At 66.1% G+C, this 15,195-nt stretch carries 9 protein-coding genes; 6 read left to right on the top strand and 3 right to left on the bottom strand.

The features are described 5' to 3' along the window. Positions 1 to 65 precede the first annotated feature (65 nt). The 3 genes from AC1RQC_RS25710 (at position 66) to AC1RQC_RS25700 (ending at position 7,852) form a co-directional block, all read left to right on the top strand. The gene (locus tag AC1RQC_RS25710) at positions 66 to 2,360 is read left to right on the top strand and encodes a primosomal protein N' (protein WP_492885050.1); all 2,295 of its coding nucleotides are present in this window, start codon (positions 66 to 68) and stop codon (positions 2,358 to 2,360) included. A 193-nt stretch (positions 2,361 to 2,553) separates the two neighbouring features. Next, positions 2,554 to 6,555, top strand: a complete 4,002-nt coding sequence (gene putA, locus AC1RQC_RS25705; protein WP_492373535.1) for a trifunctional transcriptional regulator/proline dehydrogenase/L-glutamate gamma-semialdehyde dehydrogenase — start codon at positions 2,554 to 2,556, stop codon at positions 6,553 to 6,555. Positions 6,556 to 6,700: 145 nt separating this feature from the next. Further along, positions 6,701 to 7,852, top strand: a complete 1,152-nt coding sequence (locus tag AC1RQC_RS25700; RefSeq protein WP_492373534.1) for a branched-chain amino acid ABC transporter substrate-binding protein — start codon at positions 6,701 to 6,703, stop codon at positions 7,850 to 7,852. Between the two features lie 134 nt (positions 7,853 to 7,986). Here the strand turns inward: AC1RQC_RS25700 and AC1RQC_RS25695 are convergent, their stop codons facing one another. Further along, positions 7,987 to 9,222 (bottom strand): hypothetical protein, encoded by a 1,236-nt coding sequence (locus AC1RQC_RS25695; protein ID WP_492811422.1) that lies wholly within the window; start codon positions 9,220 to 9,222, stop codon positions 7,987 to 7,989. 3 nt (positions 9,223 to 9,225) lie between these two features. After that, a complete protein-coding gene (locus AC1RQC_RS25690; protein WP_492373532.1) occupies positions 9,226 to 9,894 on the bottom strand; it encodes a hypothetical protein in 669 nt (222 codons plus the stop codon). A 398-nt stretch (positions 9,895 to 10,292) separates the two neighbouring features. Here AC1RQC_RS25690 and AC1RQC_RS25685 point away from each other — a divergent pair, with 398 nt between their 5' ends. The 3 genes from AC1RQC_RS25685 to AC1RQC_RS25675 all read left to right on the top strand — a co-directional run bounded on the left by AC1RQC_RS25685 (position 10,293) and on the right by AC1RQC_RS25675 (position 14,701). Next, complete coding sequence (locus tag AC1RQC_RS25685) at positions 10,293 to 12,206, top strand: tetratricopeptide repeat protein (protein ID WP_492373531.1); 1,914 nt, start codon at positions 10,293 to 10,295, stop codon at positions 12,204 to 12,206. 165 nt (positions 12,207 to 12,371) lie between these two features. Further along, positions 12,372 to 13,586, top strand: coding sequence for a cation:proton antiporter (locus AC1RQC_RS25680; RefSeq protein ID WP_492373530.1), 1,215 nt, complete (start codon positions 12,372 to 12,374; stop codon positions 13,584 to 13,586). Beyond that, a complete protein-coding gene (locus tag AC1RQC_RS25675; protein ID WP_492373529.1) occupies positions 13,586 to 14,701 on the top strand; it encodes a YbdK family carboxylate-amine ligase in 1,116 nt (371 codons plus the stop codon). Before AC1RQC_RS25680 ends, AC1RQC_RS25675 begins: the two co-directional genes overlap by 1 nt. On the opposite strand, the gene AC1RQC_RS25670 is transcribed toward AC1RQC_RS25675, so the two are convergent. Then, a complete protein-coding gene (locus AC1RQC_RS25670) occupies positions 14,702 to 15,181 on the bottom strand; it encodes an OsmC family protein (RefSeq protein WP_492885041.1) in 480 nt (159 codons plus the stop codon). Positions 15,182 to 15,195 lie beyond the last annotated feature (14 nt).

The raw sequence follows: 15,195 nt of genomic DNA, 5'->3' as shown, positions 1-15,195 counted from the left end.
CAATCTGGACCGTACCCACCGCTGCGCTGGACGATCGGCCCCGGAGGCGCGGTGTGACGTCACCGGTGATCCCCGAGCAAACCGGGCCGGCCGCGGAGCCCACCGGCGGCGCACCGCTTGCCGTTGTGCGGGTGGCGCTCGATACGCCGGCTGACGATGTCTTCGATTACCTTGCCGGCCCGGAAGTCCAGCCCGGCGAACTGGTCACGGTGCCGTTCGGCCGCCGTACGCTGGTCGGCGTGGCCGTATCGCGTTGCGCGCACTCCGATGTACCCGCGGACAAGCTGCGTTCTGTCGCACAGCGCCTGGACTGGCTGCCGCCGCTTGGCGCCCACTGGATTGCGCTGGCTGGCTTTGCCGCACGCTATTACCACCGCTGCCTGGGCGAAGTCATGCTGCCCGCGCTGCCTCCGGCCCTGCGCGAGGCCGACGGCTGGGCGCGGCTGGCACTGCGTGCCCGCAGCGAACACTACCGCGTGGCCCCGGGGCAGGGCGAGGCGCTGTTGGCGGCGGTGCCGCCGCGCGCCCGCACCGTGCTGGCGCTGGCTCAGGCACTGGTTGCAGCCGCCGGGGAAGGGCGAGCGGTATCCGCCGCCGAGGCGCGCGTGCTATGCAGCGCGGCGCCCTCGCGCCTGGCGCAGTGGGCCGAGGCCGGCTGGGTGATCTCCGAGCGGGCCGACCAGCCCTTGCTGGGCGCGCCCTCGGCTGCCGAGCCGTCCACCGCGCCGCCGCTGCATGAAGAGCAGCGTGTGGCCGTGGAAGCGATCGGGCAGGCCAAGGGATTCGCGCCGTTCCTGCTCCACGGCGTCACCGGCAGCGGCAAGACCGAAGTCTACCTGCACGCCATGGCCGACGTGCTGGCGCGCGATGCGCAGGCGCAGGTGCTGATGCTGGTGCCTGAAATCAACCTCACGCCGCAGCTGCAGGGCCGCATTGCCTCGCGCTTTCCCCATCTGCCGCTGGCGGTGCTGCATAGCGGCCTGGCCGACCAGGAGCGCACGCTGCAATGGCTGGCCGCGCACCGCGGCGAGGCCCGCATCGTGCTGGGCACGCGGCTGGCGGTGCTGGCCTCGTTGCCACACCTGGCGCTGATCGTGGTCGACGAGGAACACGACACGTCCTACAAGCAACAGGAAGGCCTGCGCTACTCCGCGCGCGACCTGGCCGTATGGCGGGCCAAGCAGCTCGGCGCGGCCGTGGTGCTAGGCTCCGCCACGCCGTCCATGGAGTCCTGGTGGCGTGCGGAGCAGGGCACCTACCGCAAGCTGGTGCTGCGTGAGCGGGCCCAGACCGATGCCACGCTGCCCACGGTGCGGCTGATCGACATCAACCAGGAACGCCAGCGCCAGCGTGCCCTCTACGAAGGGCTGTCGGTGCCGTTGCTCAACGCCATCGAGGCCCGCCTGCAGCGTGGCGAGCAGAGCCTGCTGTTCCTGAACCGGCGCGGCTACGCCCCGGTGCTGGCCTGCGATAGCTGCGGCTGGCTCTCCGGATGCCCGCGCTGCTCGGCCTATATGGTGCTGCACCGGCCGGAGCGCCGCCTGCGCTGCCACCATTGCGGGCTGGAATCCCCGGTACCACACCATTGTCCGGATTGTGGAAATGTGGATATTGCACCACTTGGCCGAGGCACCCAGCGTATCGAGGAGGCCTTGGCGGCACGCTTCCCGCAAGCGCGCATCGCCCGCATCGATGCCGACTCCACGCGCCGCAAGGGCAGCGCGCAGGCCATGTTCGATGAGGTTCACGCGGGCGAGGTCGACATCCTGGTCGGCACGCAGATGGTGGCCAAGGGGCACGACTTCCAGCGCGTGACCCTGGTCGGCATCGTCCATCCGGACGCCGCCATGTTCAGCCACGATTTCCGCGCGGCCGAGCATTTGTTTGCCTCCCTGATGCAGGTGGCCGGACGGGCCGGGCGGGCAGGGCTGGCGGGCGAGGTGCTGATCCAGACCCGCTATCCCGATGCATCGGCATTGCAGGCATTGGTACGCCATGACTATGATGGATTCGCGGCTACCCAGTTGCGCGAGCGTCGCCAGGCCGGGTTGCCCCCGTTTGCCTACCAGGTGCTTGTCACGGCCGACCATGCCGAACTGGAGCGTGCGCTGGCCTTCCTCCAGAGTGCGCGGAATCGGGCTGATGCGTGCCGGATGGCGCCGGAGGTGCAACTCCATGACCCGGTGCCGATGTCGATGGTGCGGGTGGCTAACCGGGAGCGCGCGCAAATGCTGGTGGAAAGTACCTCGCGCATTGCACTGCAAAGATTTATCAGCGAGTGGGTGCAAACTTTTGGCGAGGCGCTGGGCGATGCCAAGGGTGTGCGCTGGCAGTTGGAGATCGATCCTTTGCGTATCTGAGTGGATACCTGAGTGGGGTCCGGTTGCGCCAGGGGCAGCCCAGCACAAGCTGCGGTGCAACCACTTTTCCTGATGTATCTGAGTGGTTGTACCTAGTTGCACCTTTGGTTTGCCCGGGAGTATGATCGCGCCAATCTGCCGGTTTCCCCGCAGTCAGGGAGCCGGTGTCCGCGTCTTACGGAGAATCAAGCGCATGGCCACCACCACCCTCGGCGTCAAACTCGACGACGCCTCCCGCGAGCGCCTCAAGCGCGTTGCGCAGTCGATAGACCGCACACCGCACTGGCTGATCAAGCAGGCAATCTTCACGTATCTGGAGCAGGTCGAACGGGGCAACATCCCGCATGAGACCAGCGCCACCGGTACGGGGAGCGAGGGTGCGGCGGACGGTGCCGACACTTTTGACGGCGCGACTGGTGATGGCGCGATACAGCCTTTCCTCGAGTTTGCGCAGAGCGTGCAGCCGCAATCGGTGCTGCGCGCGGCCATCACCGCCGGCTATCGCCGCCCGGAGTCCGAGTGCGTGCCGGTGCTGCTTGAGCAGGCTCGCCTGCCACATCAGCAGGCCGAAGCCGCTCTCGCCATGGCCCGGACCCTGGCCACGCGGTTGCGCGAGCGCAAGGTCGGCACCGGCCGTGAAGGGCTGGTGCAGGGCCTGATCCAGGAGTTCTCGTTGTCCTCGCAGGAAGGCGTGGCGCTGATGTGCCTGGCCGAGGCGCTGCTGCGCATTCCCGACAAGGCTACCCGCGACGCGCTGATCCGCGACAAGATCAGCGGCGCCAACTGGCAGTCGCACCTGGGACAGAGCCCGTCGGTGTTCGTCAATGCCGCCACCTGGGGCCTGTTGTTCACGGGCAAGCTGGTGGCCACGCATACCGAAGCCGGCCTGTCGAAGGCGCTGACCCGCATCATCGGCAAGGGCGGCGAGCCGCTGATCCGCAAGGGCGTGGACATGGCGATGCGCCTGATGGGCGAGCAGTTCGTCACCGGCGAGACCATTTCCGAGGCGCTGGCCAACGCGCGCAAGTACGAGGCCGAGGGTTTCCGCTACTCCTACGACATGCTGGGCGAAGCGGCCATGACCGAGGCCGACGCGCAACGCTACCTGGCCTCCTACGAGCAGGCCATCAACGCCATCGGGCAGGCTTCGCGCGGGCGCGGCATCTATGAAGGCCCCGGCATCTCGATCAAGCTCTCGGCACTGCATCCGCGCTATAGCCGCGCGCAGCATGAGCGCGTCATCAGCGAGCTGTACGGCCGCCTCAAGTCGCTGACCTTGCTGGCCCGCCAGTACGACATCGGCATCAATATCGACGCCGAGGAAGCCGACCGCCTGGAAATCTCGCTCGACCTGCTGGAGCGCCTGTGCTTCGAGCCCGAGCTGGCCGGCTGGAACGGCATCGGCTTCGTGGTGCAGGGCTACCAGAAGCGCTGCCCGTTCGTGATCGACTACCTGATCGACCTGGCCCGCCGCAGCCGCCACCGCCTGATGATCCGCCTGGTCAAGGGCGCGTACTGGGACAGCGAGATCAAGCGCGCCCAGGTGGACGGGCTGGAGGGCTATCCGGTCTACACGCGCAAGGTCTATACCGACGTGTCATACGTGGCCTGCGCGCGCAAGCTGCTGTCGGTGCCGGACGTGATCTACCCGCAGTTCGCTACCCATAACGCCCACACGCTGGCGGCCATCTACCAGATCGCCGGCCACAACTACTACCCCGGCCAGTACGAGTTCCAGTGCCTGCACGGCATGGGCGAGCCGCTGTACGACCAGGTGGTCGGCCCGCTGGCTGACGGCAAGTTCAACCGCCCGTGCCGGATCTACGCGCCGGTCGGCACGCATGAGACGCTGCTGGCCTACCTGGTGCGCCGCCTGCTGGAAAACGGCGCCAACACGTCCTTCGTCAACCGCATCGCCGACGACACCATCTCGCTGGACGAACTGGTGGCCGACCCGGTGGCCGTGGTCGAGCAGATGCACGCCGATGAGGGCGCGCTTGGCCTGCCGCATCCGCGCATTCCGCAGCCACGCACGCTGTATGGCGAGTCGCGCGCCAATTCTGCCGGCATCGACCTCTCCAACGAGCATCGCCTGGCCTCGCTGTCGTCCGCGCTACTGGCCGGCACGAGCGAGGCGGTCAGCGCCGTGCCGCTGCTGGGCACGGAAACCGCCGCTGGCGAGGACGCCAATCAGCCGGCACCTGTGCGCAACCCGTCCGACTTGCGCGACGTGGTCGGCCATGTCACCGAAGCCAGCATGGCCGAGGTGGAAGCCGCGCTGCAGGCCGCAGTGAACGCCGCGCCGATCTGGCAGGCGACCCCGGCCGATGTGCGCGCCGCCGCGCTGGAGCGCGCCGCCGAACTGATGGAAGCGCAGATGCAGTCCCTGATGGGCATCATCGTGCGCGAGGCCGGCAAGACCTTCTCCAATGCCATCGCCGAAGTGCGCGAGGCCGTGGACTTTCTGCGCTATTACGCCGCGCAAGTGCGTGAGACCTTCTCCAGCGACACCCACCGCCCGCTCGGGCCGGTGGTCTGCATCAGCCCGTGGAATTTCCCGCTGGCCATCTTCACCGGCCAGGTCGCGGCCGCGCTGGCTGCCGGCAACACCGTGCTGGCCAAGCCCGCCGAGCAGACCCCGCTGATTGCCGCCCAGGCCGTGCGCTTGCTGCGCGAGGCTGGCGTGCCGGCTGGCGCCGTGCAGTTGTTGCCGGGCCGCGGCGAAACCGTGGGCGCCGCGTTGGTAGGCGACGCTCGCGTCAAGGGCGTGATGTTCACCGGCTCCACCGAAGTGGCGCGCCTGCTGCAACGCAGCGTGGCCGGCCGGCTGGACGCGGCTGGCCGCCCGGTGCCGCTGATCGCCGAGACCGGCGGCCAGAACGCGATGATCGTGGACTCCTCCGCGCTGGCCGAGCAGGTGGTTGGCGATGTGGTCAACTCCGCCTTCGACTCGGCCGGCCAGCGCTGCTCCGCGCTGCGCGTGCTGTGCCTGCAGGAAGAAGTGGCCGACCGCGTGCTGGAAATGCTCAAGGGCGCCATGGATGAGCTCACCATGGGCAACCCGGACCGTTTGTCCACCGATGTCGGCCCGGTCATCGACGAAGAGGCGCGCGGCAACATCGTGCGCCATATCGACGCCATGCGCGCCAAGGGCCGCCGCGTCCACCAGGCCGACCCGAACGGCGCGGCCAGCGCGGCCTGCCGCAATGGCACGTTTGTGTCGCCAACGCTGATCGAGCTCGACAGCATCGAAGAGTTGCAGCGCGAAGTCTTTGGCCCCGTGCTGCACGTGGTGCGCTACCCGCGAGCCGGCCTCGACACGCTGCTTGCGCAGATCAACGGCACCGGCTACGGCTTGACCATGGGCATTCACACCCGTATCGACGAAACCATCGAGCACATCGTCGAGCGCGCGGAAGTGGGCAACCTCTACGTCAACCGCAATATCGTGGGCGCGGTGGTGGGCGTGCAGCCCTTCGGCGGCGAAGGCCTGTCCGGCACCGGCCCCAAGGCGGGCGGCCCGCTGTACCTGCACCGCCTGTTGTCAGTCTGCCCGCAGGACGCCGTGGCCCGCGTGGTGCGCGCATCCGACACCCTCGGCGGCGCCGACGAGACCGGCCCGGTGCGCCGCACGCTGACCGAGGCACTGGGTACGCTCAAGGAATGGGCGCAGCGCGAGAGCGCGGCGCTGCCCGGGCTGGCGGCGGCGTGCGAGCGCTTTGCCGCGGCCTCGGCGGCCGGCCTGTCGGTCACGCTGCCCGGTCCCACCGGCGAGCGCAACACCTACACGCTGCTGCCGCGCGCCGCCGTGCTGTGCCTGGCCCAGCAGGAGACCGACCTGGCCGTGCAGTTGGCGGCCGTGCTGGCGGCCGGCAGCCAGGCCGTGTGGGTTGAAAGCCCCATGGCCCGGGCCCTGTTTGCGCGCCTGCCCAAGGCAGTACAATCGCGCGTCAGCCTGGTGGCCGACTGGTCGGCCAGCGATACCAGCTTCGACGCGGTTCTTCACCATGGCGACTCGGACCAGTTGCGCGCTGTGTGCGAACAGCTGGCCACGCGCCCCGGCCCGATCATTTCGGTGCAAGGCCTGGCACATGGTGAACCGAATATCGCCATCGAGCGTTTGTTGATCGAGCGTTCGCTGTCCGTCAATACGGCGGCAGCGGGCGGCAATGCGAGTTTGATGACGATCGGCTAACCGCCGGGCGTCGATCGAAGCGACGCGAGGCAGCGGTGATCCCGCAAACCTCGCGTATTTGAAAATCGGGGAGCGTTTCGCGCCACACCCGGACGCGTCCAAAAACGCAGCAAAGGCTATAGAGAATAGCTACCAAGGAGAACAGATGAACTCGACTTTCCACAAGACGGCCCTCACCGTCGCCCTGTCCGTTGCTGGCCTGTGCGCCACCTCGGCCGCCTTCGCCCAGGCGCAGGAAATCAAGCTGGGCTTTGCCGCGCCGATGACCGGCGGCCAGGCGCAATACGGCAAGGACATGCAGAACGGCGTTGTCCTCGCCATCGAGGAAATGAACGCGACCAAGCCCAAGATTGGCGGCAAGGACGTCAAGTTCGTACTGCTCTCTGAAGACGACGCGGCCGACCCCAAGACCGGCTCGGTGGTCGCGCAAAAGCTGGTCGACAACGGCATCCAGGGCATGCTGGGCCACTTCAACTCGGGCACCAGCATCCCCGCGTCGATGGTCTACAACCGCGCGGGCATTCCCCAGATCGCCATGGCAACGGCACCTGAGTACACCCGCCAGGGCTTCAAGACCACCTTCCGCATGATGACTTCCGACACCCAGCAGGGCTCGGTGATCGGTGCCTTCGTGGTGAAGAAGCTGGGCGCCAAGAACATCGCCATCGTCGACGACCGCACGGCCTACGGCCAAGGCCTGGCCGACGAGTTCGAGAAAGCCGCCAAGGCCGCCGGGGGCAAGATCGTGCGCCGCGAGTTCACCAACGACAAGGCGGTGGACTTCAAGGCTGTGCTGACCAACATCAAGCGCAGCAACCCGGACGTGATCTTCTTTGGCGGCGCAGAGACGCAATCCGCGCCGATGGCCAAGCAGGTCAAGGAACTCGGCATGAAGTCGCCGGTGGTGTCGGGCGAAATGTCGAAGACCGACAACTTCCTCAAGCTGGCCGGTCCTGCCGCCGAGGGCACGGTCGTCTCGCTGGCCGGCCTGCCGCTGGAGCAGATGCCCGGTGGCACCACCTACGAGAAGAAGTACGAGAAGCGCTTCGGCAGCAAGGTGCAGACCTACTCGCCGTACGCCTATGACGGCGCCACCGCCTTGATGACCGCCATGATCAAGGCGGGTTCGGCCGATCCGGCGCGCTACCTGCCGGTGCTGGCGGCCACCAACATGCAAGGCGTGACCACCAAGACCCTGGCCTACGACGCGCGCGGCGACCTGAAGGACGGCGGCATCACCGTCTACAAGGTGGTTGGCGGCAAGTGGACCGTGCTGGAGACGGTTGGCGGCAAGTAAGCTATTGCGCCCGCCAAGGCACCATTAGCGTCCTGCATCTGACGCCATCCCAGTGGGATGGCGTTTTTTGTTTTGCGGCAGGCGAATTCGCCATGCGCCGTCAGGCGGCAAGACGTGGGCGGCCTGGCGCCAAGTCACGGTCGTCCTTGTGCGATGCGGTTTCGAGCCTCTTCGATCACGCGGAGTGCGGTGATGTCATTGGGCACACCCTGTGCCAGGCCGGCGAGCCGTTGTTGAGCAGCCTCCATCTGTCCGCGCTGTGCCAGGATACGGATCACCTGTTCCGCCGAAGGGGAAGCGACAATCGCGATAAGTCCACGCGGATCTGCATCCTCTCGCATGACAAGCGTGGCAATGTGATCCGCCGCCCCTCCGCCTGAAAGCCTTGCTTCGATCGCGGCGGTGGCGGACAGCCAGTCGTTGTAGCGAGCTAAATCGAGAAAATCAATCGAGCCGGTGTCGTTGGCGAAAGTCGGCTGGCCTTGCGTGAGGAGTTCCTGGAGCGGGCGCAGGGTCTCCAGGTGGAGCGACGAAAGCGCATGCGGCAACAGGACCATAGCGGCAAGCTCCTCAGCCAGGAGCCCACTGGGTACACCTGCATGCCCAATGGCCTGCAGTGCCTGACGCTGAGCCTTGGGTTCCTGGATCAAGGGCAGGAGGAAACCCAGTTCCTTCGCGTACTCGGCTCGGCTTATGGTGCCGCCTGACAGAGCGGCGTTCAAGATGGGGATGCTATCGGGGAACAAGCCTAGTCGCGCATATTGCATGACCGCCTGATGTGCAATTTCAGTGTCAGATGAGCGGGCCGCCTTTGCGAGCATGGCTGCGACCTGAGGATTAGCCCCGAGGCGAGATTGCTCGGCGGCAGACAAGGCCAGGTCGGTTTCATATTGCGATGCCATCAAGTTGACCAGAGCGCGTTTGACCTGCTCGGCGTGGACGGTCCCATACAGACTGGCTTCAATCCGCAACGCCGTTCTGGCACTGGGCGGAAGTGGCAACAATCTGATCGTATCCAACAAGTACTGGGCACTTGTCGGGCTAAGGCGAGTGGCCTCGAAGTCACGCCAAAGCCAGTCGAATTTTTGCTCGGGTGTGAGGCTTGCATCCGAGACAATGCGTTGCGTATAGCGCTGAAGGCTTTCAAGATCGGCCCTCTCGCCAAGGGCGGCCTGATTCGACACCGGCTTCGCGACAGCCATTTGCCGTGGGGGCGTGGCAGGTGCACCCAGCACCGATTGCCGTTCCGTCAAGGTCTGAGTGTTGGGTTGTTCGGACGAGTCTTCAGCGGACAACGCGCGTATTCCGACTAACACCACAATGACGGCAAGTCCGCCCACGGTGAGTCGTATTAATATATTTTTCTGCATTTCCTACTTCTTCTTTAGCTCAACGCCTCTCTCGCTGAGCATAGTGAAGAGATTCTCTGGGGTCGTAGACTTGAACAGGCTAGTCCACAGAGTTGGGTTTCCACTGCTGAGCGGCACATAGGCATCGACAACAAATTTGTCGCAACGATATAGCCCACGAATCGGCGGACGATAGCTGGCGCACATCGGAGGCCGGCATGCCGGCCGCGCAGAAACATAGCCATCCGTTACCGTGTAGTCGGCGCCAACCAGTCCAATGAGCCTGGCGTTGTGGACGATGGCGTGCTTCATACTAAGGTTGACCAGATAAGAGCATGCTGCATCGCTACACAAGCGTTGTTGCGGAAGCTTGTCCAGGCCGGCAACGGAAGCAGCTCCCCAATATCGCGTTCTCGATTTGAAGTCGGCCAGACTATTCGTCTTGATGGCATTTCCGGCGACGTTGAGCGCTTCGATGACATGGCTGCCACTCCAGATGCCGACATGTCCTACGCCTCCAAGGCCCCATATATCCAAGTTTCTCCCCACAACGTCCGCGGCATCTGCAGGGTCCCAGCCGATCTTCGCCGGCATGGCCGGGGGGCGCTTCCATTGTGCCTGGGCCGTCGCGGCCATAATCAGGCTCGGCAACAGTGCGAGCAGCAGAGTTTTCGGATATCCGAATATACGCATTGAAACCTCCCCAGATAGGCTGACGGGCATTTTCGCGAACTTGGCCGGTGCGGCGGGATCGGTGCCATGCGTACAAAGTAGTTGAGTTGCCCGGGTTACCTCAATCGGCACTTTCTGAAATTGGGGCAGGAAATTTCTGCTTGGTGCAGGTGCGGCTTCCAGGCGGCGTGAGGTCGGGTGCCGGCTGGTCTACCTGGTCCGCGACAACGAAAACCCGACAGATATCCTCGTTCTGGCGGCTGGCCGGAAGGTGGCGTTGCCGTTTCTGCATACATTGGGGCAAAGCCGTTGTCCAGCGTTGCGGCTGGGATGGGAATCGCCCCTTTTTCTCACGAGCAGGAGGGGGCCACGATGGCGCATAATCCCGCACTCGCACATCCACCCCGAAGGAGCAGTCCGTGTCCGTGCAGGAAGTCAGCTACGACCACGCCATCGAGCTAGCCAACGCAGAGCGCTACGATGAAGCGCTGGTCATTCTCGACCAGCTTTCGCAGGCGCAGCCTCAAGTGGTGGATTTCGACTGCCTGCGGGCACGCCTGCATTTTGACCGCGGCGACGCGCAGGCCGCCTTTGCCGTGCTCGATGCGGCGCTGGCCAAGCTGCCCGGGCTGCCGCTGCACCCGGCGCACCGCTGGTCCTCGCGCGGCGTGATCGCGCATCGCTACGGCATGCTGCTGATGGGGATGGAGCGCTTGCAGGAGGCGCTGCCCTGGCTGGAAGAGGCCGCGCTGCGCAACGGCTTGTCTTCCGGCGAGTGGAGCGCCCGCCTGCATGCGGGGCTGGTGCATTACCGGCTGGGCAATTTCGCCGCGGCCGGCGCTTACTGGTATGACCTGCTTTATCGCGCGCCGGATCTTGGCGCCGAAGACATCCTGGGCCAGGCGCTGGCCCACGTGAATGCCGCCGGCGACAAGGCTGAGCCGATGCTGCGCCTATGCCTGGCGCGGATCGGCCTGGACAACCCCGACCTGCTGGAGCTCGACGAGGCTGCGGGCGATGCCCTGGCCGCCGAGCAGGCCGCCATCGTGCTGGCCAGCCAGCCGGACCACCCGCACGCCCGCCGCATCCGCGCGCCGCTGCGCTACCGCGCGGGCGAGCTCGATGGTGCCTGGGACGATTTCGCCACCTACCAGCGCAAGGCGCCGGACCCCAAGGCGCAGGTGCGCGAGCTCGAATGGCGCCACCAGTCCGGCGAGGCCGAGCCTTGGCTGCGCTTTGCCTTTGTCGAGGGCGCGACGGATGCGACCGGTTACTACAACGCGGGCGTGGCGCTGGCTGAGTTCATGGACGCGGTGCCGGCCGCCGAGGCGGCGCTGATGCCGCACCTGATCAAGGCCTATCGCCTGGGCCTGGCGCGCTTCGAAGCCTACTTCGCCACCGGCGAGGGCGGCTACGACGACGCCGATCCCCATATCTACTCGTTGCTGTGCCACAACCTGGCGACCCGGCTGGAAGGCGACGGCAACCGCGCGGAGCGCATCGCGCTGCACGAGAAGGGCATCGCGGTCAGCGAATTCATCGAGCACTGGATCGACCTGCTCGAATGCCTGGAGGCAGCCGGCCAGCACGGCAAAGCCGTGGAAGTCGCGGGCGACGTGCTCAACCGCTATCCGCTGGAGCGCGATCCCGCCAACGTGGGCTGGATCTTCAGCCGGTTGGTGAGCACCTGGAAGGCCATCGGTGGCACGGAAGTGACGTCGGCGGCCCGTGACGCGCTGGCGCACATGGATGCGCGCGCCGACGCCTTGCCGGTGGAGGAACGCAGCCAGACCGCGCACGCGCTGGCGCACGCCCGCGCGCACTTCGCGGGGCTGCTGCGCAATGCCATGGACAGCATGGACCAGCACGACCGCACCGACGCGCAGGCCGAGATCGAGGCCCTGCAGCGCCGCGCGCTGCTGATCGAGGACGCGTGGCTGTGCAACCAGTTCGGCATGATCTGGCGCGGCCTGGGCGCGCCGGAGCGCGCGTTGCCGCTGTTCGAGCAAGCCATCGCGCTGACCTCGGACGATCCTGCGGACCAGGCTTTCCCGCGCCTGCAGCGCGCGCTGATCCGCAACGGCGAGAAGCAATACGCGCAAGCGCTGACGGACTTCGAGGCGGCATTTGCCGCGCGCAACGGCTGGGACGGCGAGGCCTACCTCGGCGCCGTCGAGGCCGCGCTGGGCCTGGAGCAGCGCGAGACCGCGCTGGGCTACTTCGACAAGGCGCGCGCGAGCGGCGCCGCGCAGGGCAAGACGCGCTCACTCTATGCCCGCATGGAAACCGGCCTGCGGGCGACGCGTCCGGGATGGAAGTTCTGGGGCGTGTAGCCGGCGGGGCGGGCCGCATCCTCGGCCCAGCCACGATAAAAAAACGCCATCCCTGTAAGATGGCGTTTTTTTACGTGTGAACGCGTCATGTTGACAGCAAATTCCGTGCCTCTGTCGGACAAACTCCGACATGGAATGTCATGTGGCTCCGTTACCATATAGCCCATGAATGGACTGAGCCAATTGTTTCCAAGCCTGCCCCTGGCACCGGGCGGGCTTTTCTGGGTCGGGCTGGCGCTGGTGGGCGCCGGCCTGGCGGGCGAGGTATGCCGCATATACCTGCGGCTGCCCCGCATCGTCGGTTACGCGGCCACGGGCCTCGCGGCTGGCATGCTCGGCCGCGGCATCGTGGACGAGGACATGATCGCGCAGACCCGCATCCTGATCGACATGGCGCTGGCGCTCGCCCTGTTCGAGCTCGGGCACCGGCTCTCGCTCACCTGGCTGCGGGCCAATCGCTGGCTGCTCTTCACCAGCGCCTTCGAAAGCCTGCTGACCTGGGGCCTGGTTGCCGCCGTGCTGCAATGGATCGGCGTGAGCCCGGCGGTTGCCATCCTGGCCGGCGGCATTGCCGTGAGCACCTCGCCCACCATCGTGCTGCAGCTCAAGAACGAGCTGCGCGCCGAAGGGCAGGTGACCGAGCGGCTGCTCGCCATGGCCGCGCTGAACAGCATCTACGCCGCCGCCATCGTCCAGGTCGCCACCGGCTGGCTGCATTCCGAATATGGCAACCTGGGTGCGGCGCTGCTGCATCCGCTCTACCTGCTGGTGGGTTCCTGCCTGCTGGCCTGGGGCGTTGGCAAGCTCGGCCACGCGATCTATGCGCGCATGGAAACGGACGATCACTACAGCTTCCTGGTGCTGGTAGGGCTGGTGCTGTTCACGCTGGCGCTCACGCGCTTGCTCAAGCTGTCGATGCCGCTCACGCTGTTGCTCGCCGGTGTGGTGTTCAAGCACCAGGACAGCCAGCCGCGCGTATGGCCGGCGCACTTCGGCAGTGCGGGCAGCTTGCTGATCATCGTGATGGTGGTCTCGCTCGGCCTGCCGCTGACGGCGCACGACTGGGCCATCGGCGGCGGCGCTGCCTGTGTGCTGGTACTGCTGCGTCATATTGCCAAGCTGGTGGGTGTTGTCTCGCTGGGTTCGTTCTCGGGCCTGAGCATGAAGCAGTGCGTGGCCCTCGGGCTTGCGCTGGCACCCATGTCGGGCCTCGCGTACTTGCTGATGAGCGATATCGCGCTGCTGTATCCCGCCACGGGTGAGCCACTGGCAGCCATCATCCTGTGCACGCTGGCGGTCGAGCAGTTGCTTGGGCCTACGCTGGCGGGCTGGGCACTTCGCTATGCGGGCGAGGTCAGAAGCAATGGAGGAGGGCGCTGATGTCACTCGAACCGTTCAAGCATTCCGAGGCGCTGACGTTTGGCGTGGAACTGGAACTGCAGCTCGTCAACCGGCATGACTACGACCTGGCGCCGTTCGCGCCGGATTTGCTGCGTGCGCTGAAAGGCGCGCAACACGCCGGCGATATCAAGCCCGAGATCAGCCCCTCGATGATCGAGATCAGCACCGGCATCTGCAAAAGTCATGCACAGGCGCTGGACGAGCTGGGCACCATGCGCGACCTGATGGTCGACGCCTCGCGCTCGCTCAACCTCGGCATCTGCGGCGGTGGCACGCACCCGTTCCAGCAATGGGCCGACCGCACCATCTCCGATTCGCCGCGCTACCAGTACATTTCCGAGCTCTATGGCTATTTGGCCAAGCAGTTCACGGTGTTCGGCCAGCACGTGCACATCGGCTGCCCGAGCGCCGACGAATCGCTGTTCCTGCTCCACGCCATCGGCCGCTACGTACCGCATTTCATCGCGCTGGCCGCCTCCTCTCCCTATGTGCAAGGGGTGGACACCGGCTTCGCCTCGGCACGGCTGAATTCCGTCGCCGCCTTCCCCATGAGCGGGCGCGCGCCGCATCTGCTCACCTGGGACGCCTTCACCGCGTATTTCAACAAGATGCGCAACACGGGCGTGATCGAGAGCATGAAGGACTTCTACTGGGATATCCGTCCCAAGCCGGAGTTCGGCACCATCGAAGTCCGCGTGATGGACACGCCGCTGACCGTCGGGCGCGCCTGCGATATCGCCGCTTACATCCAGGCGCTCGCGCGCTACCTGCTGCTGTCGCGCCCCTTCATGCCGCAGGAAGACGATTACCTGGTCTACACCTTCAATCGCTTCCAGGCTTGCCGTTTCGGGCTGGAAGGCGAGTACGTGCACCCCAACGAGTTGACCCGGATGCCGATCGCCGACCACATCATCTCGATCTGCGACGCACTGGTGCCGCATGCCGAAGCGCTGGGCTCGCTTGATGCGCTGGCCAACATCCGTGCGCTGGCGCAAAGCCGCAACGGCGACGCGGAGCGCGTGCGCCAGATCGAAAGCACCACGCGCAGCCTGCGCGAAACGGTGCGGCAGACCTGCGACAGCTGGGCTGGCTGACTACGCCTGCGCGCCCACGTACACCGGCTCGCAGCGCAGCTCCGACTTCACCGAGTTGGCAATGAAGCAGGCCTCGTGTGCCGTGTGATGCAGGTGCGCCAATTCCTCCCGGGTCGGCTGGCGCTCGCCGCAGAAGGTGACCTCCGGCCTGAGCGTGACCACCGTCATGGCCATCCGGCCTTCCGCGTTCTTCGCCATGGTGCCGACAGCGGCATCGAAGTAGCGGTCCACGCAGAACTTGTGCTTGGCGGCGATGGAAAGGAACCACAGCATGTGGCAACTGGAGAGCGAGGCAACGAAGGCTTCTTCGGGATCCACGGCGGCGGCATCCGACATGGGCAGGGGAACGACATGGGGCGATGAGGATCCGGGTACTTCCACGCCGCCGTCGAAGCGCAGCATGTGCTTGCGGCTATAGCGATTGCCGAGGAAATCCTGCTCGCCACGTTGCCAGAGGATCTCTGCGGTGTACTGGGCCATGTCTTCTTTCTCCA

Source organism: Cupriavidus sp. GW822-FHT03E04, from assembly GCF_058801495.1.
The sequence above is the reverse complement of the archived record's forward strand: the minus strand, read 5'-3'. Positions and strand labels throughout refer to the sequence as shown.

What these genes read in the sequence shown, in the direction of transcription:
- putA (WP_492373535.1), top strand. Translation starts at nt 2,554, where the DNA reads ATGGCCACCACCACCCTCGGCGTCAAACTCGACGACGCCTCCCGCGAG.
- AC1RQC_RS25700 (WP_492373534.1), top strand. Translation starts at nt 6,701, where the DNA reads ATGAACTCGACTTTCCACAAGACGGCCCTCACCGTCGCCCTGTCCGTT.
- AC1RQC_RS25695 (WP_492811422.1), bottom strand. Translation starts at nt 9,222, where the DNA reads ATGCAGAAAAATATATTAATACGACTCACCGTGGGCGGACTTGCCGTC.
- AC1RQC_RS25690 (WP_492373532.1), bottom strand. Translation starts at nt 9,894, where the DNA reads ATGCGTATATTCGGATATCCGAAAACTCTGCTGCTCGCACTGTTGCCG.
- AC1RQC_RS25680 (WP_492373530.1), top strand. Translation starts at nt 12,372, where the DNA reads ATGAATGGACTGAGCCAATTGTTTCCAAGCCTGCCCCTGGCACCGGGC.
- AC1RQC_RS25675 (WP_492373529.1), top strand. Translation starts at nt 13,586, where the DNA reads ATGTCACTCGAACCGTTCAAGCATTCCGAGGCGCTGACGTTTGGCGTG.
- AC1RQC_RS25670 (WP_492885041.1), bottom strand. Translation starts at nt 15,181, where the DNA reads ATGGCCCAGTACACCGCAGAGATCCTCTGGCAACGTGGCGAGCAGGAT.